General features: G+C 56.5%; 15 protein-coding genes. 3 read left to right on the top strand and 12 right to left on the bottom strand.

Annotation, left to right across the window (positions count from 1 at the left end):
• Nucleotides 1-20: 20 nt before the first annotated feature.
• Nucleotides 21-1,160 carry an alpha-D-ribose 1-methylphosphonate 5-triphosphate diphosphatase gene (locus tag ACR0L3_RS14085; RefSeq protein WP_480746372.1) on the top strand — a complete coding sequence of 380 codons (1,140 nt, stop codon included), beginning with the start codon at nt 21-23 and terminating at the stop codon, nt 1,158-1,160.
• Here the strand turns inward: ACR0L3_RS14085 and ACR0L3_RS14080 are convergent, their stop codons facing one another.
• Genes ACR0L3_RS14080 through ACR0L3_RS14050 form a run of 7 tightly spaced genes read right to left on the bottom strand, consistent with a single transcriptional unit; the run spans nt 1,161 to nt 7,643 of the window.
• Nucleotides 1,161-1,637, bottom strand: a complete 477-nt coding sequence (locus ACR0L3_RS14080; RefSeq protein ID WP_480746370.1) for a class I SAM-dependent methyltransferase — start codon at nt 1,635-1,637, stop codon at nt 1,161-1,163.
• Entirely contained in the window at nt 1,634-2,395 is a 762-nt protein-coding gene (locus ACR0L3_RS14075) for a polysaccharide deacetylase family protein (protein WP_480746369.1), read from the bottom strand. Before ACR0L3_RS14075 ends, ACR0L3_RS14080 begins: the two co-directional genes overlap by 4 nt.
• Nucleotides 2,392-3,531, bottom strand: coding sequence for a glycosyltransferase family protein (locus ACR0L3_RS14070; protein WP_480746368.1), 1,140 nt, complete (start codon nt 3,529-3,531; stop codon nt 2,392-2,394). The genes ACR0L3_RS14075 and ACR0L3_RS14070 overlap by 4 nt, the downstream gene beginning before the upstream one ends.
• Nucleotides 3,528-4,112: a histidine phosphatase family protein gene (locus ACR0L3_RS14065; RefSeq protein WP_480746367.1), complete on the bottom strand. Its 585-nt coding sequence runs from the start codon at nt 4,110-4,112 to the stop codon at nt 3,528-3,530. The genes ACR0L3_RS14070 and ACR0L3_RS14065 overlap by 4 nt, the downstream gene beginning before the upstream one ends.
• Nucleotides 4,112-5,185, bottom strand: a complete 1,074-nt coding sequence (locus ACR0L3_RS14060) for a glycosyltransferase family 4 protein (protein WP_480746366.1) — start codon at nt 5,183-5,185, stop codon at nt 4,112-4,114. Before ACR0L3_RS14060 ends, ACR0L3_RS14065 begins: the two co-directional genes overlap by 1 nt.
• On the bottom strand, nt 5,185-6,432 hold the full coding sequence (locus ACR0L3_RS14055) for a glycosyltransferase family 4 protein (protein ID WP_480746365.1): 1,248 nt from the start codon (nt 6,430-6,432) through the stop codon (nt 5,185-5,187). Before ACR0L3_RS14055 ends, ACR0L3_RS14060 begins: the two co-directional genes overlap by 1 nt.
• Nucleotides 6,429-7,643, bottom strand: a complete 1,215-nt coding sequence (locus ACR0L3_RS14050) for a glycosyltransferase family protein (protein ID WP_480746364.1) — start codon at nt 7,641-7,643, stop codon at nt 6,429-6,431. The genes ACR0L3_RS14055 and ACR0L3_RS14050 overlap by 4 nt, the downstream gene beginning before the upstream one ends.
• A gap of 362 nt (nt 7,644-8,005) precedes the next feature.
• Here ACR0L3_RS14050 and ACR0L3_RS14045 point away from each other — a divergent pair, with 362 nt between their 5' ends.
• Nucleotides 8,006-10,375 (top strand): mechanosensitive ion channel domain-containing protein, encoded by a 2,370-nt coding sequence (locus ACR0L3_RS14045; RefSeq protein ID WP_480746363.1) that lies wholly within the window; start codon nt 8,006-8,008, stop codon nt 10,373-10,375.
• Nucleotides 10,376-10,445: 70 nt separating this feature from the next.
• Here ACR0L3_RS14045 and ACR0L3_RS14040 read toward each other — a convergent pair whose 3' ends face one another.
• Genes ACR0L3_RS14040 through ACR0L3_RS14020 form a run of 5 tightly spaced genes read right to left on the bottom strand, consistent with a single transcriptional unit; the run spans nt 10,446 to nt 17,661 of the window.
• Entirely contained in the window at nt 10,446-11,795 is a 1,350-nt protein-coding gene (locus tag ACR0L3_RS14040; RefSeq protein WP_480746362.1) for a CoA transferase, read from the bottom strand.
• Complete coding sequence (locus tag ACR0L3_RS14035) at nt 11,792-12,946, bottom strand: ABC transporter permease (RefSeq protein WP_480746361.1); 1,155 nt, start codon at nt 12,944-12,946, stop codon at nt 11,792-11,794. Before ACR0L3_RS14035 ends, ACR0L3_RS14040 begins: the two co-directional genes overlap by 4 nt.
• On the bottom strand, nt 12,943-13,971 hold the full coding sequence (locus tag ACR0L3_RS14030) for an ABC transporter permease (protein WP_480428656.1): 1,029 nt from the start codon (nt 13,969-13,971) through the stop codon (nt 12,943-12,945). Before ACR0L3_RS14030 ends, ACR0L3_RS14035 begins: the two co-directional genes overlap by 4 nt.
• A gap of 14 nt (nt 13,972-13,985) precedes the next feature.
• Nucleotides 13,986-15,896, bottom strand: coding sequence for an ABC transporter substrate-binding protein (locus tag ACR0L3_RS14025; protein ID WP_480746360.1), 1,911 nt, complete (start codon nt 15,894-15,896; stop codon nt 13,986-13,988).
• Nucleotides 15,889-17,661, bottom strand: coding sequence for an ABC transporter ATP-binding protein (locus tag ACR0L3_RS14020; RefSeq protein ID WP_480746359.1), 1,773 nt, complete (start codon nt 17,659-17,661; stop codon nt 15,889-15,891). Before ACR0L3_RS14020 ends, ACR0L3_RS14025 begins: the two co-directional genes overlap by 8 nt.
• Before the next feature lie 210 nt (nt 17,662-17,871).
• Between ACR0L3_RS14020 and ACR0L3_RS14015 the strand changes: the two genes are divergently transcribed.
• Nucleotides 17,872-18,393, top strand: coding sequence for a class I SAM-dependent methyltransferase (locus ACR0L3_RS14015; protein ID WP_480746358.1), 522 nt, complete (start codon nt 17,872-17,874; stop codon nt 18,391-18,393).
• Nucleotides 18,394-18,403: the final 10 nt, after the last annotated feature.

Here is an 18,403-nt window from a genome sequence, read left to right as displayed (position 1 = left end):
TCAAACTGTGTGAAGTTCAGATGACAGAAGAAACGATCCTTGCCAATGCCACGCTTATTCTTCCGAATGAGACGGTGACCGGCAGCATACGTATTGTCGGTGAGACCATTTCTGAGGTCGATACAGGTACGACGGTTCCGAAAGGCGCAGTCGATTGCCAAGGCGATTATGTCAGCCCTGGACTGGTCGAATTGCACACGGATAACCTTGAGCGTCACATCCAGCCGCGTCCCAGGGTCGACTGGCCGCATGCGGCCGCAATTTTGGCCCATGATGCCGAGCTGGCCAGCACCGGTATCACCACCGTGTTCGATGCCATGCGCATTGGGTCAATTCCAAGCGGACAGCGATACAAGCGATACGCCCGCGATCTGTCGCGTGAGCTGTGGCAATTGCGTGCGCAGGATGCACTAAAGATCAGCCATTTCCTGCACCTTCGAGCCGAAGTTTGTTCTGAGACGCTGGTCGATGAACTGGATGAATTCGGCCCTGAGGATCGCGTGGGTCTAGTTTCGCTGATGGACCATACGCCGGGGCAGCGGCAGTTCCGCGATATGACACAGCTTGAAGCTTATCTTAAGGGTAAGCATAGCATGAATGATGACGAGTTCCTGCAGCACGTCGCGCACTTGAAAAACCTGCGCGAACGCAATGGCGACCGTCATGAGGTCGAAACCGTGAAAGCGGCCAAGCGCTTTGGCGCGATGCTGGCCAGCCACGACGATACCACGCAAGAACAGGTGGCGGTGTCCGCTGGTCATGGTATCAAGCTGGCCGAATTCCCCACCACAGTTGAGGCCGCTCAAGCCTGCCATGATCACGGTATAAAAGTGATGATGGGGGCACCTAACGTGATCCGGGGCGGGTCGCATTCCGGTAACGTCGCCGCGCAGGAATTGGCCGATCTGGGCCATCTCGACATTCTGTCTTCGGACTATGTTCCCGCCGCGTTGCTTTTGTCGGCCACACGTCTGGGTGAGATGTGGGGGGATATGGCCCGTGGATTGCGGACAGTCACGCAGACACCTGCGCATGTCGCCGGGCTGGACGATCGCGGTGAATTGCGCGCCGGGGCCCGCGCGGATGTGATCCGGTTCCGTATGCGCGAAGGAGCCCCTGCGTTAAACGGGGTATGGTCGCGTGGGCGGCGCGTGGCCTAATCAGGCGCGATAGAAGAGATAGCGGTCTGGTGCGATGGTGTCCGGGCCTTGGATTTGTTCGAAACTGACCAAAGGCTGCCCCGAGATCAGTAATCCTCCGGGTCGCATCACCTTTGCGATCAGCGGGCTGAGGCGGGCTGCTTCGGCAACGTCCTCTTCTTTTATGCCGCGTCCAAAATCATAGTGCGCCAATGCGATCGTTGCGCCACCCGACGCCAGTTTTCCAAGCATGGGTTCCGCTTCACCTTGTAAAAAATCTTCGGCCGGTGGGGTGCTGGACGGATGGCATTGAAGTACGCGGTCCATCACCCAAATCCGCCGCTCTGGCAGGATTTCTCGCAGGTGGTCATAGGTGCGACCATTACCCAATCCCATATCCAGGACATCGCCCTCCATATCGCCGATTTGCGCAACAGCCCAGTTCAGCCCGTCGCGTTGCGCCGTCAGGCGCCGAAGCATGGAATCCAGTCGGCTCATTCAATACCCTCGATTGGTGCCACCCAAGCGATGCCGGGGCCGTCCAGAAGTCGACGCAGCAGCGCTTCGGTAAAGGTCCAGATGTCTTGATCATGGACAAGGTGGTGGGTCAACACGCCGAAAGGCTCAGCGTTATCGGCGTGGCCTTCGCGTCGGTCACGCAATAGGTTCACTGTCTGGGCGATCAGCTTATCTGGTGCGGTCAACCCACGTGTGCCACGCCAGTCGATCGGATCGAGATGGGTGTTGATCTGCTCTAACCCGAGTACTGGGTGACTTCGCTTGCGCGGCGTGGCTGTAGAAATGACGCGGTAGCCCAAGCCCGGCAATTCCTGCACCACTTCGGGCGCGATACGGTTCCACGGGGGCACAAACATCGGGATCAGTCTGTCTCCGAACAGGGATCGTAACTTCGCCAGACCAGCCTCTGCATCGTCTAGAATGGCATCCATCGGGCGATGCAGACGAAATTCGGATTTCTTTTCGCCCAAAGGTGCGTGGTTGCGATGCGCCCAGCCGTGCACCACGGGAATAAGCGTTGGGTGCCGTGCGACAAAATCCACCAGTGAGTCATCGGCATCGCGGGGAATAACCGCAAGATGCACTGGTAAACCAAGCTCGTTAGAAAGTTCCGACAGAGTTTCCAGCTGCGGTGTTGCGGAAATTGCATCGTCGTCGCGCCACCAGAGCGGCAGGGTCAGCCCTGCGGCTTGCCACGCTTGCAATTCGGTCTCCAACGGACGCCAGTCTACCATCATTGCTGACCTCGCAACGATGTTGCAATCGCGACCGATCTGGCGGCCCCGTCGAACCCTTGTAGCGATGGTGCGCGCGGACCTTCTGAAAGGACGCCCTCGATTGTTTTAGCCAAGTTCTCCCCATCCAGCGCCTTGCTGGGCAAAACTTCAATTGCCGAAAGCTCTGCCAAACTCTGCCCGCGCAAGCTCTGCTCGACTTCTTTTCCGTCATCGAACGGGACCAGCACGGCGGGCGTACCAGCTTGCAGAATGTCGAGTGCAGTGTTGTAGCCGCACATGCTGACCGAAGCCGCTGCATGCGGAAGCATCTGCCGGAAATCGGGGCGCACGGGTTCCAGTGTTACGGGTGCATCGCCAGCAAGCTGTCCCAATTGGTCAATACGCGCGCTCGCGTCTTGCCCCCCCACCAACAGGCGCCAGTGCCTGTTGGGCATCTTTCGGGCGGCCTCAATGGCCGCGTGAAAGATCGGCTGTCCAACAGCCCCCCCGCCTGCGCTGACAAGAATTTCGTCTTTGCCCACCAAGTCAGCATGCGGGACTGGAGCGTCAGGCGCAACAAAGCCTGTGTAATGGAGACGCTGGCGCAATTGGTCTGAAACTGGCCAACTTATGTCCAGCGGAATAACGCTTTGATCCGAATGGACGAGGATGCCGTCATAATATTGCTCAACTATCTCCGCAGTGCGTTCCGCTTTCGACGGTTTGGAAGGTGGCGCCAGTATGTCCCGGATTGATCCTAGAATAAGCGGGCGCAGCGGAAGGGCTTGTGCCGTTTCCAATGCAGCATTGAATTCAGACGATAAGGATCGGCGGCCGAAAGGGAACAGCTCGGTGATCAGAATATCCGGTGCAAAGCTTCTTATCGCTTCAACCAACGCCGTCTCGCGTGCTTTCATATAAGCCGTGTCGGCGACCTCATTGCTCTGGGTCAAAAGCCGGGTGAAATCGGTTCCGTCCGAGCGGAGAGGCGGCAAGCCCAGCAACGTCATACCCTTAACGTCCAGCTGCGGTGCTGGCATTCCTCCCGTGACGACAAATGTCTCGTGGCCTTCGCCGACAAAGGCACGGCCCAGCGTCAAAGCCCGGCTCAAGTGACCCGTGCCCAGTAGATGAGTGACGACAATCATCACCTTCATTTTGACGTCTCAGGTTTGATCAGGCGGATTGGTTCCGGCAGAGGGGTGAACGTGGACATATCAACGATATACAGTCGGTTGCGCTTGACCTTAAAGGGGGCGGGGCCGTCGAAGTTCCATCCCCAGGCACGCGCGAGAATGACCCGCATGATGCCAATATGGCAGACCGCAACCGTGTTACCTGTCAGCTCGTCAAGCCAGGGTTTCAGCCGAGCCCAGACCTCGGCAGGGCTTTCGCCATTTGGTGGGCGAAAGTCCCAGCTCCAGTCTTCGATATGGCGATATCCGCTGTCAGGGTCAGCGATCAGGTCCATGCCGCGCTGGCCTTCCCAGTCGCCCCAGTTCATCTCGGTTAGTGCATTTCCGGTTTTCGGTGCACGCCCGGCGACCAGGCGGGCCGTTTCACTGGCGCGCAACAGCGGGCTGGACCATAGGTCTGCGCCATCCCATGGTTCAGGTAGCTCCGTATCGGCAAGTTCCACGCGCGCTTCATCATCCAAAGGAATATCGCTGTGTCCCTGAATGCGGCCAGCGCGATTCCAGTGGGTATGTCCGTGTCGAAGAAGAGCTAACCGGGTCATCAAGCGACCTCCGCCAATGGCCGCACGGTTCGCCAGAATGTATCGGTGGCGGCGGGCATCAGGTGACGCTCGGCCACATGGGCGCGGGCTGCTTTTCCGATCGATAGTCGAAGGTCATAGTCATGGAGCAGTTTGTGCATCTTGGCCGCCAGACCTTGGGGCCCTGCGTCGACTGAGGGGTAATCCGACGGGGCCAAGACGTCACGCACACCCGGTCGGTTTTGCGCGACAACTGGCAGACCGCTGGCCTGCGCTTCCAGATATATCATCCCGTAAGCTTCATTTACGCCAGGCCACACCAATAGTGAGGCTGCGCCATACAATGCCTGCAACTTGGTGCGGTCGCACTGGCCTAGAAACCGCACTTTCGACCCGAAGGGCGACATTAAAACCTCGACCTCTGATCGCGCCGGGCCATCGCCGGCTACATCCAACGCCCAATCGCCTTCCAAATGCGCCAATGCATTTGCAAGCAGGGTATAAGAGGCCAGTTTGTCGCCAAGCCGCATCATCCCTACCGTCAGCATCGGGCCGTCGCATGAAGAGGCAGGCGGTAAGTTCGACATCGGAAGAAACGGTGGCAGTTCCACCAGTCGTTGGTCGCCGAACCGGTCCCGTTCCAATGTGATCAGGTCATTGGCGGTGTGGTAAAAGATCACTTGGGCCGCATCGCAGGCATCATGTGCAGCTTGAGCAAATTCAGCCCAAGGGCCGTTCAGACGGCGGGAGGCCCGAGTGCTTTCCAATTGGACATAAGGTATGTTCCGTGCCTTGCACACATTTGGTCCCAACAGATCAGGCGCTTTGTAATAGTTGTGATAGGTCACCCAAAGGTTGGTATCTAACGGCAGTTCAGCGACCAAGCGCCGAACCTCTGTCGCGGCTTCGGCCAACAATGCGGCCTGAGTTTGCTTGCTGCCGGTCTTGTCGTAACTGCGCAGCCGAGAGACCAATTCGACCGTATCGCCCTGTGCTGAAATTGCCCGCATCAAGTTGCGGGCCATTTCGCGATCCCCTGATGGCACCGGACTATCCGGAGCTTTCATTGGGGAATAGAACGCGACCCTTGGCATCACTCTGTGTCCGAAACCAAGGCGCGTAGTCGTTCAGACAAACGTGCGATGCCGGGATCCATCCGGAAGTCAGAGATCAACCGATCATAAGCGGCCGAGGCCATTGCCGAGGTCTGATCCGGCGCGGTGGCAAGGCGCGATATGGCAGAGGCCAGCGCATCCGGGGCATCGTCTGACAAAACCCCATGTATGCCTGTTTCAATGAATTCAGGGATCGCAGAAACTCGCGTCGACAGGATTGGTAGCAGCTGCGACGCGGCCTCCATCAAAACGTTAGGCAGACCGTCACGGTCTCCGTCCTCGGCAATTCGGCTGGGTAGAACGAACAGGTCGGCGGCACGCATGGCAGCGATGACCTCAGGCTGATCGCAGGCCCCTTTCCAGGTGATCCGCTGAGACAGGCCAGCGGCTTCGGCGCGGTTTTTCAGAGTGTCGCTGCGCGACCCGCCACCAATATGTGTCCAATGCCAATCGAGCGTCTGGGGCAGCAACGCGAATGCATCAATGAGACGATCAAAACCCTTTTTCTCGACCAGACGACCGACAGACAGCATATGAAACGAAGCGTCGCGCGCGCGCGGCACGCGATCAGGCGGGGCAGGGAAGCGGCTAAGATCCAACCCGTGGTAGATCAGGTCAACCCGTGAAGGGTCATCTGCGAGGCTGCGAAGATGCTCCGCTCCGAATGCAGTACAGGTTGCGCCGAAAGCTGCGCCGTGTGTGCTGGCCTGTAGTTTTTCGACCTTTTCCCACTCGGGTGACGTCCAGATATCTTTGGCGTGGGCCGAAAAACTCCAAGGCAGACCGCGCATGATTGCGGCATAGCGAGCGACCGAAGATGGGGTATGCATGAAATGCGCATACATTGCCCGTGTCGCTTCAGGCAGTTCTGCGGCAAGAACGCAGGCCTGTCCAAAGCGGCGAATACGGTTATGCGTCGGATCACGACGCAGATCTGCGCGCCAGACCCGGTACGCTTCGGCATAACCCGGCAGCGCTTGAGCTGCCTGTCGCGAGGCCCAAACGCGTTTGGGTTCTTCGTACAGGTATTCTGGTAGGTAATGCACCTGACCTTGAAAGCGATCGTGAAGCGGATGGCGTTTCGTATCCGTTGGGTGGCGCAACGACCAAATGTCAAACTTGTGCCCGGCTTCCTGCAAGGCAACCAGCTCTTGCGCGATAAACGTCTCGGACAGGCGCGGCCACCCTTTGACCAGCACCGCCAGTTTAGGCTGAGCTGTCGTCATCCGGTTGCCCGTTCCTGCTCCTGGCTCAGCAACGCGTCTACGCGGTCTGTGACATAGTCCAACCCATCCAGTAGCCCGTCCTGTATGGCTTGGGAGGGCATCGGCTGATTTGGCAGGCTGCGGATCGCTTGGATCATTGCATCCGGTGTCAACCCATCGCGGCTTTCGTCAACCATCCGAACCAGACCAAGCCCTTCAGCGCGAGAGGCACGAATCCATTGTTCCAGCCGCGGTGTTGTGCGTGGCACGATGACGGCGCGCTTGTCGAAGGAAAGAACCTCGCAGAAGGTATTGTAGCCGCCCATACACACTACGCCTGCCGCACCGGCAAACAGCGTTTCGATCTGGGACTCAAAACCAACAGCGGTAACCCGACCGTTCAGCGCGGCGACGCGAGTCTCGAACTCTTCTCGAAGTTCGCCGGATAGGAAGGGGCCATAAACCAGCACTGCGCGCGGCGACAAGGTTGGGTCTTTTTCATAGGCCGATAGGACCAGGTTCACCATCGCCTTGCCGTCACCGCCGCCGCCGGGAGTGATTAGGATATAGGGCTGTTCCGGCGGTTCACCCACTGGCCCAAGATCACGGCGCAGATAGCCAGTCCAGTGGATGCGTGACTGGGCAGCATGGCTGAGAGGAAGGCCCATTGTCGGGTCGTAGATTGAACGCAGTCCATAGACCCAGATTTCGTGGTAGAACCGCTCGACCGCCGACAAAGCGTCTTTCCTCTCCCACTCGGCGGCTAAAACTTCGGGCTCGTCCAGCACATCGCGCAAACCAAGAACCAGCTTGGTGCGTTGCGATTGCAGAAGAGTTTCAAGCGTGGGCAGCAATTCTCCGCGGAAGCCAGTGGGTTCTTTGTCGACAATGAGCATGTCCGGGTCGAACTGCTGAACAGCGGTCTGGATCAGGCCCGCGCGCAGTTCAGTTACCTCTTCAATCCCCATACCGATTGTGCGCGCAGCGTAAGACCCATCTGCGCGTTTCGTCACGCCAGGCAGGCGCACGTGGTCAACCCGACGCGGAAAGGTGAACCGCCCTGCCACCGGAGATCCGGTCAGGATCAATGCTGATGACTCAGGGTTAGCCTGAGTGATCGCCGCAGCCAGAGCACGCGACCGGCGCAGATGCCCCAGTCCGAACGTATCGTGGCTGTAGAACAGAATGCGCGGCGCCCTGCCGGTTGTGTTGTTTTGTATTCCTAGGCTCATGCCTTCGCCTGTTGTGTCCTTCGGTGCAAATCCGCGCGCTTATCCCCGTTACCGTATATTCTTTGGCGCTGCTTGCCAAAGGGGGTGCCGAGATTGTGCAAATTCGTCAAACATGGCGAAATGGCAACATCTGATGCGTCGGGAGGCTTTCCTTCGCAATGCCTGACGTTGATCTTACTATTCCAACCATATTACAGCGTCGGTCATATTCAGTTTTGTAAAGGTTGGAAACACTCTTGTTGTCGGCATTGCAGCCGGAACACGAATTGACACGATCTCGGGAAGGGCAACCCTGAATATTTGAATACGCTCAGGTGCTTCTGTAACCTGCTGTGCAACATGTGAATTGGATAGACTGCTTGATGAAACTGAAACTCATTGCTGGAATGGCCTTTGTTTTGTGGGCTTTTGCAGCGGCTTTTGTCACCGCAGCAGCGGCGCAGACGTCTTTTATCCCTGGATATAACACTGGATCCAGTACCGAGGCGGATGCAGGCCAGGATGGAGATTTGGCTGCAGCGATCAAGGCCGCGACCGAAGCGGGTGCCAGTGTGATCGTAATCGATAGCACTGGTCAGGTCGTTTCATCGGGCAATGAGGCCAGTGTTGGTACAGAAGAAGCCAGCGATCCGATGGGGGAAGGTTCGCAGCTCATGAAGGCGCAAGAGAAGTTTTCGGATTTCCGCGCGTCCATGCAATCACGCCTGCAAGCGTTGCCCTACTCGATCTTCGAAGTGCAGTATATTCTGCGTCAGACCAGTCCGGATGGTCGAATCCAGACCTATGTTGAAGTGCTGTTCTGGAACATCCTGTTCCTGCTGTTGGGGCGCTGGTTGTCAACCGAGATCTACGGCAAGCGAATGGCCAAAAAGCTTGTCGTTGCGCGCTCAAAAGAAAACCCGCAGGGCTATCGGGAAAAGATGCCGTTTTTGGTGTTCCGTTTCTTTATGGGGATCGGAGCCACGATCTTTGCGATGCTTATGGCCCTCATTGTTGGATATCTGTTCTTTGGCGAGGCTGAAGACATCTCGATCCAGTTCACAGTGACGGCAATTTTTACCGCCTTCTTCCTGTCGCGAACGGTATCTGATCTGTGGCGAATGGTGTTGTCGCCTTACCTTAGCCAATATCGTCTGCCTCCGTTTTCTGATCGGGATGCCAAGCGGCTGTATTTTTGGGCCTCTGCGCTTGCGACCTATGACATATCAGTAGTTTTGTTTTCGACGTGGGTTGCCGATTTTGGCTTGAACTACAACGTCTACGCAATGGTCTATGGCAGCCTGACCATGTTTGGCGCACTGGGCAACGTTTTAATGATCCTGTTCAACGCCCGCGCAATATCGAACGCGATACGCGGGGGACGGGCGCCAGATCAGGTCTCGTGGATATCGCGTTTCATCTCATTCGCATGGGCACCGGCGCTGATCGTCTATATCGTCTTTAGCTGGTTCAAGCTGGCCGTAGATCTGGTTCTGGAAAATGAAAATTCACTGCCAATCGTGGCCAGCAGCTATGGTATCTTTATGTCTGTTGTCATTGCCTATGGGGCGATGAACTACCTGCTAGAGCGCTATTTCGACCGCAGCCGCCAAATGGAAGATTTGAATGCGGAAAATGCGGATGAGTTAAAAGAGCCTGCCGAGACGCCAGAGGCAGAGATGCGCCAGCATTCGATCCTGACATATGAGGATCTGGCCCGTCGTGTAGCAGGTATTTTGGCGTTTGTTGTCGGCCTCTATGCGCTGGTTGTCATCTGGAATCCGGATGCCAGTTGGAGCGAAGACTTGCCCATCGACCGGGCGCTGGATGTGATGGTCATCCTCTTCATCGGCTACATCCTTTTCCATTTCTTCCGCATTTGGATCGACAGCAAGATTGCCGAAGAAATTGACGATGGCGGCGAAGAGGCCGAATTAGGTGACGAGGGTGGCGAAGGTGGCCAGAGCCGTCTGGCAACGCTTCTACCGTTGTTCCGTGGTGCCATTTTGGCGGTTGTGGTTGTGACCATCGCACTGATCGTTTTGATGGAACTTGGTATCAATGTCAGCCCACTGTTTGCTGGTGCCGGCGTCGTGGGTCTGGCCGTTGGTTTCGGTTCACAAACACTGGTACGTGATATCTTTTCGGGTGCATTTTTCCTGATGGATGACGCTTTCCGTAAGGGTGAATACATCGACATCGGGGATGTTAAGGGAACGGTTGAGAAAATCTCGGTCCGGTCGTTCCAGTTGCGTCACCATCTTGGTGCGCTGAACACTATTCCCTTTGGCGAGATCAAGGTACTGACTAATTATTCCCGCGATTGGGTGATCATGAAATTACCGCTGCGCGTAACTTACGACACCGATGTCGAAAAGGTGCGCAAGCTAATCAAGAAGCTGGGGCAGCAGTTGCTGAGTGATCCGGTGATCGGTGAGAACTTTATCCAACCGCTGAAATCGCAGGGCGTGATCGAGATGCAGGATTCCGCGATGATCATCCGGGTCAAGTTCATGACCAAGCCGGGGGATCAGTGGCTGGTTCGTAAGAAAGTCTATCAAGAAATTCGCGAATTGTTTGCGCGTGAAGGCATCAGGTTTGCCCACCGAGAGGTTACCGTTCGTTTGGCGGACGGCAAAGAAGCCGAAGATTTGTCGCCCAAAGAGCGTGAGGCCGTGACCGGTGCCGTACAGGCCGCAATTGACGAGGATTATCTTGACGATATCGGCCCTGGCGGGGGTGACGATCGCTAGATACAGCGCACCATTCGGCCTGCTGCTTTGACTAGACGCCACCCTAAGCGTTGAATCGTGGGGGCAAGGCTTACGGCGATGGCCAAACCGGTTCTGATGTACCCAGCTTCGATGCAGGCAAACTCCAGCGCATGTGGGCCTTGCCAACAGTCAAAGCAGGTTTAAGACGGTGACCCGGACCCCAGCCAGAAGCCTCGGAAACCTGCGAATAGTCTGCGGCTGCCGCACTTGAAATCTTTTCGCCAGCTTCCGACTTTGCCAGAGCCGCCAGCAATTCCGCCGTGCGGGCGAGCGATAGCTGAGCGAGCATAATGGAGTTGCCTGATGCGGCTTCGGCCAGTGCAGACAAAACAGCCGCGGCCATCAGATACCCCGTGGCATGGTCCAACGCCTGAACGGGTAATGGCGTCGGTTTGTCTGCTTTGGCCCATGTCTGCCCAGCATCCGCGATCCCCGCGCTCATTTGAACTAGGCTGTCAAATCCGCGTCTATTGGACCAGGGGCCTTGCCAGCCATAGGCATTCAGCGTGACCTCGACTCGGTTAGGGGCCAGCTCATCACGTTTTATTTTTGTCAGGCCCAGAGCATCCAACGCGCCTGGCCGGTAGCCGTGGACAAATACATCGGCTTGCTCAATCAGGCCCTGTAGTTTCTTGAGGCCGTCAGGTGATTTCAGGTTCAAATAAGCGCAATGTTTGCCCAGAGAGATGTCAGGGATTACGCTTGGTTCGTCCCATCCTGGCGGGTCGATACGTAGAACGTCCGCACCGAACCCCGCCAGAGTACGGGTCGAAACCGGGCCAGCCAGAACGCGCGTCAGATCCAGAACTCGCAGTCCTGCAAGTGGACGATCAGCTGTGGCTTCTGGGCGGTCGCGCAGCGTGACGTGTCTTGGGCTGTGCCAGCCGATCAATGGATCGCGGGACACAGAACGTCCTTGTGGATGGTCAAGCCATTCTGATCGACTGCGCATCGCTGCCGCGACCCCGCCCTCAGCAACAATCGCAGATTCCAGCTCTGAGACCGACCATTCCTTAAGCGCTTGAGCGACGGCGTCTCGGTTGCCGGGAACACCCAATACCTTTAACGCGGCGGCTTTGTGGCGCGGCAGGTTCGTGTGCAACCTGATCCAACCATCTGATGCCTGATAGTCCCCTGCGACAGTGTCCCAAAGGCTGGGCATGTCCCACCCGTCTGGTTTGAAGGAAAACCCGTACCACAGCGAGGCCAGACGTTGATCAACTGCAACCTCGGGGGATGAAGGCGCAAGGTTTAGCGCGTTCACGAGACGTGCCAATTCCTGACCCACGGCGGCAAAACTGGTGACAGCCAATTCAGACACCGCAAACGCACTGGCAAGTTCGCCCTTGCCAGAGGTTTTGTAGCTGTCTGAGGCTGGGAGGGCGGAGAACAGGCTCATTGCTGGTAGGGGTCCAAGCTGTCACGAAGACCGTCGCCGAGGAAGTTAAAGGCCAACACGACGACAATGATCGGTAACATAGGGATGGCCGTCCACGGATAGATCTCGATCGATGCGAGGTTCTGTGCATCGTTTAGCATCACGCCCCAGCTGACTGCTGGTGCCCGAAGTCCGAGGCCAAGAAAACTAAGCGCAGTTTCCCCCAGGATCATCGCGGGTATCGACAAAGTAGCAGATGCGATCAAGTGGGACATGAAGTTCGGAAGCAGGTGTTTGCGGATCACCCGGCCCGAGCTTGCACCCATCATCTCGGCTGCACGCACGTATTCTTCTTCGCGCAAAGACAGGAATTTGGCGCGGACGGATCGAGCTAGTCCGGGCCAGTCAAGAATGCCAAGGATGATCGAGATAATGAAAAATACTGCGACCGGACTCCAGTTGGAGGGCACCGCTGCGGAAAGGGCCAACCAGAGCGGCAGCTCGGGTAGTGAGCGCAAGACTTCGATAACACGGTTGATGACCCAGTCGATCTTGCCGCCGAAGTACCCGGCCATTGAGCCGAAAATAATGCCCAGGAAAAAGGATACCGAAATTCCGATCAGACCCACGGTTAGCGACAGCTGCGCGCCGTAAAGGATACGGCTGAATATATCTCGGCCCAAACGATCAGAGCCCCACAAAAACAGCGTCGCGCCTTCTGGCGCGCAGAACAGGTGTGTGTCGGACCTGATCAGGCCCGCCAGTTTATATTCCGACCCTTTGCAGAAAAACTTGATCGGGCGCGGGTCTTCGAGATCAGGCACGAAATTCCATTGGAAGGTTTCAAGATCTGCCTCGGCCACTATGGGAAAAACGTGCGGGCCAATGAATTTGCCATCAAAAAACCAATTGACGGTTTGCGGCGGGGCATAGAGATGCTCTCCGTTCCGTTCGTTCGGGCCATAGGGCGCAATGAACCCGGCAAAGGGTAGCATCAGATAGCATAGCAACAGGAATATGCCCGAGATCAGGCCCAGCTTGTGGGTTCTGAACTTACGCCATACCAGCACCCAGTTTGGCGCGTCTAGGTCAGCTCGCTCAAGCTGTTGCAGTGCGGCGTCGGGATCGAAGGGGGCGTCGTCGACAAAGCGACCGTCTGGATGTTTGGTCATGCTTCACGCCCTTCGTACCGGATACGCGGGTCCAGCATGACCAGCAGGATGTCAGAAATCATGGTGCCGATAAGTGTCAGCAGGGCCACGAACATCAAAATGAATGCAGACAGGAACTGATCCTGCGTTTTCAACGCGGTCAGCAGGGTTGGGCCAATAGTCTGAAGCCCCAAAACAACTGAGACCAGAACTGAGCCGGAAACCATCGAAGGAAGTAAATTGCCGATATCGGCTACAAAAGGGTTAAAGGCCACACGCAGAGGGTACTTCGTCAACATCCGCGACGGGGCCATGCCCTTGGCAATGGCCGTTTCCACATAAGGTTTGCCCAGTTCGTCCAGCATGTTGGCGCGAAGGCGCTGCATCATGGCCGAGGCACCCGACGTACCGATAACGAAAGTCGGTACAATCAGGTGGACGAGAATAGACTTCATCTTCTCCCAACTCATGGGCTGGCCTTCGAAAGACGGGTCCATTAGGCCACCGATCGGCAGATTGAAATAGCGGTGTCCGTAGTAGAATAGAATGAGCGCCAGTAAGAAGTTCGGGGTCGCCAAACCCAAGTACCCAACGAAGGCCGAGGTATAATCGATCCACGTGCGCGACCGTGCAGCAGCGATGACGCCAAGGGGCAGGGCGACTGCATAGACAAAAAGGATCGCTGCCAGATTGACCACGACAGTCAGCCAGAGCGTGTCGCCCACGATCTCGGCAACGGGACGGTCGAATTCGAAAGACCAACCGTAGTTGCCTTGCAACAGGCCCTCAAACCCGTGGGGGCCAGGCCAGAAGCCCATCCAGATCAGGTATTGTTCCCAGATCGGACGATCCAATGCGTATTCAGTGCGCAGAAACTCGGCTTTTGCCACGCCGGCAGACTGGCCCGAAGCCTGCAACTCTGCAATCTGGTTGCTGAGGTAATCACCCGGCGGCAGGTTGATGATGACGAAGATCAGTACTGAAACCACCAGCAACGTCAGCAGCATCGTGAAAAAGCGATAGACTGCGTAGCGCAGCATAACCATTTAGCTGCTCCTGATCAGTCGGCGAAAAAGAATTCGTCCGGCCGGTGAATGCCGAAATGCGCACCGGGCTCCCACGCCCACATGGCTTGCTCGGGCACGTTTCGCAGACGGTTGGAAACCACGACCGGCTGGGGCGCCCCGTTGAGGATACCGATGGCAAAAAGCTGATCGGCATGAATGCCAAGCATTTCGTTCCAGATTGCCTTACGTTCATCGTCGGAAGTGGCAACCTCCCAATCGTGGGCCAGTTGCATCAGGCGCTCGGCTTCGGGCATATCGGGCGCTTCGCCGACATCGCCGCCGGTCTGATAGTATTGCCCCCATTTTGGCCAGGCCAGGAACACTTGATCGGTCGGTGCCAGATATGCGGGCGATGTGTGGGCCTGCGGGATTCCGTCATCCCAACCAAACCAGACTGAAGCCATCGTATTTCCAGCGAACACACGGTTGCGCAGGATGTCGCGGTCCAGTGGTCGCATAACCAGATCAACGCCGATTTCGCGCCATGTGTCGGTGACGATCTGAAGTGCGCTCTCGACTTCTTGCCGCTCACCGGCAGTTTCAATGATCAGTTCCATAGGGCGGCCATCGGGCAGCAGGCGGATACCATTCTTTTCACGTTCAGTCAGCCCTGCTTCATCCAGCAAGGCATTGGCTTGCTCGATGTCGAATTGCGCCCAGGCCTGCGCGTTTTCTTCAGAATAAAACGGTGAGGCAGGCAGTACCGACATTGCGCCGGGTTGGGCCAGCTTGAAGTACAGCGCCTGGTTTATCGTCTTGCGGTCTATGGCCAAAGAAAGGGCCCGACGCACTCTCACATCGCGTAGAACCTCGCGCCAGCCCTCGTCGGCAAAGTTCAGGTTGGGATAAATCGCAATCTGCGAGGCCACTCCGGTCTGCCACAGCCGTGTCTTGTAGTTCCCAATCTCTTCGCCCTTTTTCAGGATTGATGCGTCGCGGAATGCCAACCCACGCCCTTGAAGGTCGGTCTCTCCGGCATTGGCTTTGGCGGCAACCAGACCGGGAGCGACGATTTCCATCTCGACCACATCGATATAGGGCAGTTGCACGCCCTTGCTATCGATGCGGTGGTAATATGGGTTGCGCACAAAATTGTGCCTGATCTTTTTGCCGGAACTCGCGTTTAGCCAAGGCTGAAGCGTCGGTAGTTCGTGATTGTCGTACTTGTACAGATTGTCCAGCTTGTTGTGCAACGCAGCCCAGCTTTTTACTCGCGCATCGTTTACGAGAAAGGCCAGCTCATCAGGGTCGGCATAAACCTCGTGGTACTGTTTCAGAAACTCCGCTGGCCGGTAGATGAACGGTGGACGCGCCTGCGCCAGTGACTGCAGAAAATCTGGATTGGGGTCTTCCCATTCATAAACAACAGTGGTCTCGTCCGGGAAGGAGACGGTTGGCAACTTGCCTTCGACAATCATAAAATCCGGCGGGCCAGACGGGCTGAGAAGTTCATTGTTTGCAACGTCTTCCCACCAATACCTAAAATCTTCCGAGGTGAAAGGCGTTCCATTTGACCACTTGTGCCCTTCGCGCAAGCTCAAGGTAAACTTGCGATTGTCTTCGGTCTCGAAGGATTCCAACAGGTCAGGTACTAATTCGTAATTTTCGTTGAACCCGACCAAACGCGCATAGCCGTAGACAACCATCTGGCGGATGTCTTTGGACCGCGTAACCATTGTACGCAATGTACCGCCGGGCGTTCCGAATTCCCGGCCTTTCGCGGCAAGATCGACAATAAGTGGCTCGCTTGGAAGGCGTTCTTCAACGGGTGGCAGATTGCCAGCGTTCACTTCTGTGGACCAGAATTCTCCTTCCTGCGGAGTAACTGTATTTGCCGCAGCAGGCAGCATCCAAGCAGCAGCCAACGTTGCAGCCAGAAACAGGGGGCGAGTGGTCTTAAACATGGCATCGTACCTTATGGCCGGGCTCCATCTCTACCAGTGAAGGTATCACGGAGTCGGAAAATCGGAAGGCGTCATCCCAACTGTCTGGCGAACCCGCGCCCAAAGCAACCAATTTTAGGTCTATGGGTCTGTTGATGTCGGGTTCTGGCTGAGCGGCAATCAGCGCCTTGGTGTAAGGGTGGCGGGGATTGTAGAAAAGTGTTTCGGGCGGGGCTTGTTCCACAACTAGCCCCCGCCGCATCACAGCAACTTCGTCGGCGATGCGTGCGACAACTGCAAGGTCGTGAGAGATGAAGAAATACGACAGGTTCAGACTGTCTTGCAGGTTTTCCAATAGCGTCAGAATTTGCTCTTGAACGGAAACATCCAGTGCCGACGTTGGTTCATCGCAAACGATCAATTGCGGGTCCAGCATCATTGCCCGAGCAATTGACAGCCGCTGACGCTGACCGCCGGAAAAAGCGTGCGGGTATCGTTTCAACATGTCTGCATTCAAACCAACTCGTTGAAGCATCTCGGCGGCTTTGGCCCGTTGTTCGGCTGAGGTGCCGATCTTATGGATCTCAAGCGGTTCGGTCATGGCGTCTTGAATGCGCATTCTGGGGCTGAGAGAGCTATAGGGGTCCTGAAACACCATCTGCGCCTTGCGTTGAAAGGCGGTGCGCTGGGCACGGGTCATATGGTGCACGGTAATAGGATCTTCAGTGTCCGAAGTTCGGAAAAGCACCTCACCGCCGGGGTCTGGAGGTTCGGCTCCCAATGCTATCCGAGCGGCCGTGGTTTTGCCCGAGCCGCTTTCGCCGACGATGGCCAGCGTCTTGCCGCGGGCAAGGTTCAGATCAACGCCACGGCAGGCATGGATCAAACGCTCACCTTGCCAACCCTTGCTAGACCGCATGGTGTATGTCTTTGAGACGCCCTTCATCTGTAAAATCAGGTCTTCACCGGGCATGGGAATCCCGACCGCCTCGTTGTCTGGAATCTCGGGCGCTGCATCAAACAGTTGTTGCGTGTAGGGGTGCGCAGGTGAGGTCAGAATTGGGGCGGCTGCACCCGATTCCATCACACGGCCTTTGTGCATGACAACGACTTGTTCGGCCATATTGGCGACCACGCCTAGGTCGTGGGTGACAAGAATCAGCGCCATGCCAGTTTCGCGCTGTAGTTCTTTGATCAGTCCAAGGACCTGTGCCTGCGTAGTCACATCCAACGCCGTTGTGGGTTCATCCGCGATCAGCAGTTCGGGCTTGGCCACCATCGCCATAGCAATCATGGCGCGTTGGCGCATACCGCCAGACAATTCGAACGGATAGGAATCATAGGCGCGCTGTGGGTCGGGAAACCCGACGCGTTCAAACTGGGTAAGCACTTCCTTTCTGGCCTGCGCCTCGGATGCGCCACGGTGCAACCAAAGAACCTCACTCACCTGATTGCCGATCTTGTGCAGGGGCGAGAGCGAACGCATCGGTTCTTGAAAGATCATTGAGACGCGGTTGCCACGAATTCCTCGCATCTGGCGTTCACTGATCGTGGTCAGTTCTTCAGTGCCTTTGGAATCGCTGAGTGTAATCGTGCCGCTGCGAATCTGTGCCGTGCGTGGGAGAATCCGCAAGGCGGCCCGGCAAGAGATGGTTTTGCCCGACCCAGATTCACCGACCAACGCCAAAGTCTGGCCTGCTTCGACATCAAAGTTGACGTCTTTTACAACGGGCTGCCCAGCACCAAACCCGATGCTGAGATCGCGGACAGACAATAATGCTGTCATGCGGGCATACCACCCGTTAGGCCGTAGGTCGGCATCGGCTTAATCAACTCCCCGTGTTTTTTTAACGCAGTTTCGCGCGGTTGGGGCGGGCTAGTCAAACCCGTTCTTGGGCTGAAATGTCGCGGATTTGTGAAACTGAGGCCAAATTGCCTACACAAAGTCTTGAGGATTTGCCATCACAGGCCTTGTCGGCACTGTTATGTAAGCCGAATGATATCAAGGAGAGATTTCCCCGTGCCTGACGACCAAAGCCGCCTGGATCTGTTTATTGACCGCATGGTGTCGCAGCGCGCCTGTCTGGATTTTGCTATCGCCCAGACGCGGGGCATGCCGGGCCCTGTGTTCGAACTTGGTTTGGGCAATGGCAGGACCTATCACCACATGGCACAGTACGTGAAAAGCCGCCCGGTTTATGTGTTCGAGCGTGCCGTGGCATCCCATCCGGATTCAACGCCACCCGATGATCGGGTGATTCTGGGTGACGTGCGCGAAACACTACCCGCCGCCTTGGAGCGTTTTGGCGCAAGCGCCAGTCTGATACACGCAGACCTCGGTGGCCATAACCGCGAAAAAAACGATGCGTTTGCCAGATTTGTCTCGCCTTTGATCGAGCCGTTGCTCGCTCAAGGTGGGCTAATGGTTTCCAGCGACCGGATGTATTTCGAAAGTTTGACTGAATTGCCTTTGCCAACAGATGCTGTTGAGGGTCGCTGTTTCATTTATCGCCGCTAGCCCAAAAGGA

It is taken from the genome of Ruegeria sp. CK1, from assembly GCF_056536545.1.
This window is presented reverse-complemented; position numbering and strand designations above follow the sequence as displayed.

Coding starts and splice junctions, on each gene's coding strand:
- ACR0L3_RS14085 (WP_480746372.1), top strand. CDS start 21: ATGACAGAAGAAACGATCCTTGCCAATGCCACGCTTATTCTTCCGAAT.
- ACR0L3_RS14080 (WP_480746370.1), bottom strand. CDS start 1,637: ATGAGCCGACTGGATTCCATGCTTCGGCGCCTGACGGCGCAACGCGAC.
- ACR0L3_RS14075 (WP_480746369.1), bottom strand. CDS start 2,395: ATGATGGTAGACTGGCGTCCGTTGGAGACCGAATTGCAAGCGTGGCAA.
- ACR0L3_RS14070 (WP_480746368.1), bottom strand. CDS start 3,531: ATGAAGGTGATGATTGTCGTCACTCATCTACTGGGCACGGGTCACTTG.
- ACR0L3_RS14065 (WP_480746367.1), bottom strand. CDS start 4,112: ATGACCCGGTTAGCTCTTCTTCGACACGGACATACCCACTGGAATCGC.
- ACR0L3_RS14060 (WP_480746366.1), bottom strand. CDS start 5,185: ATGCCAAGGGTCGCGTTCTATTCCCCAATGAAAGCTCCGGATAGTCCG.
- ACR0L3_RS14055 (WP_480746365.1), bottom strand. CDS start 6,432: ATGACGACAGCTCAGCCTAAACTGGCGGTGCTGGTCAAAGGGTGGCCG.
- ACR0L3_RS14050 (WP_480746364.1), bottom strand. CDS start 7,643: ATGAGCCTAGGAATACAAAACAACACAACCGGCAGGGCGCCGCGCATT.
- ACR0L3_RS14045 (WP_480746363.1), top strand. CDS start 8,006: ATGAAACTGAAACTCATTGCTGGAATGGCCTTTGTTTTGTGGGCTTTT.
- ACR0L3_RS14040 (WP_480746362.1), bottom strand. CDS start 11,795: ATGAGCCTGTTCTCCGCCCTCCCAGCCTCAGACAGCTACAAAACCTCT.
- ACR0L3_RS14035 (WP_480746361.1), bottom strand. CDS start 12,946: ATGACCAAACATCCAGACGGTCGCTTTGTCGACGACGCCCCCTTCGAT.
- ACR0L3_RS14030 (WP_480428656.1), bottom strand. CDS start 13,971: ATGGTTATGCTGCGCTACGCAGTCTATCGCTTTTTCACGATGCTGCTG.
- ACR0L3_RS14025 (WP_480746360.1), bottom strand. CDS start 15,896: ATGTTTAAGACCACTCGCCCCCTGTTTCTGGCTGCAACGTTGGCTGCT.
- ACR0L3_RS14020 (WP_480746359.1), bottom strand. CDS start 17,661: ATGACAGCATTATTGTCTGTCCGCGATCTCAGCATCGGGTTTGGTGCT.
- ACR0L3_RS14015 (WP_480746358.1), top strand. CDS start 17,872: ATGATATCAAGGAGAGATTTCCCCGTGCCTGACGACCAAAGCCGCCTG.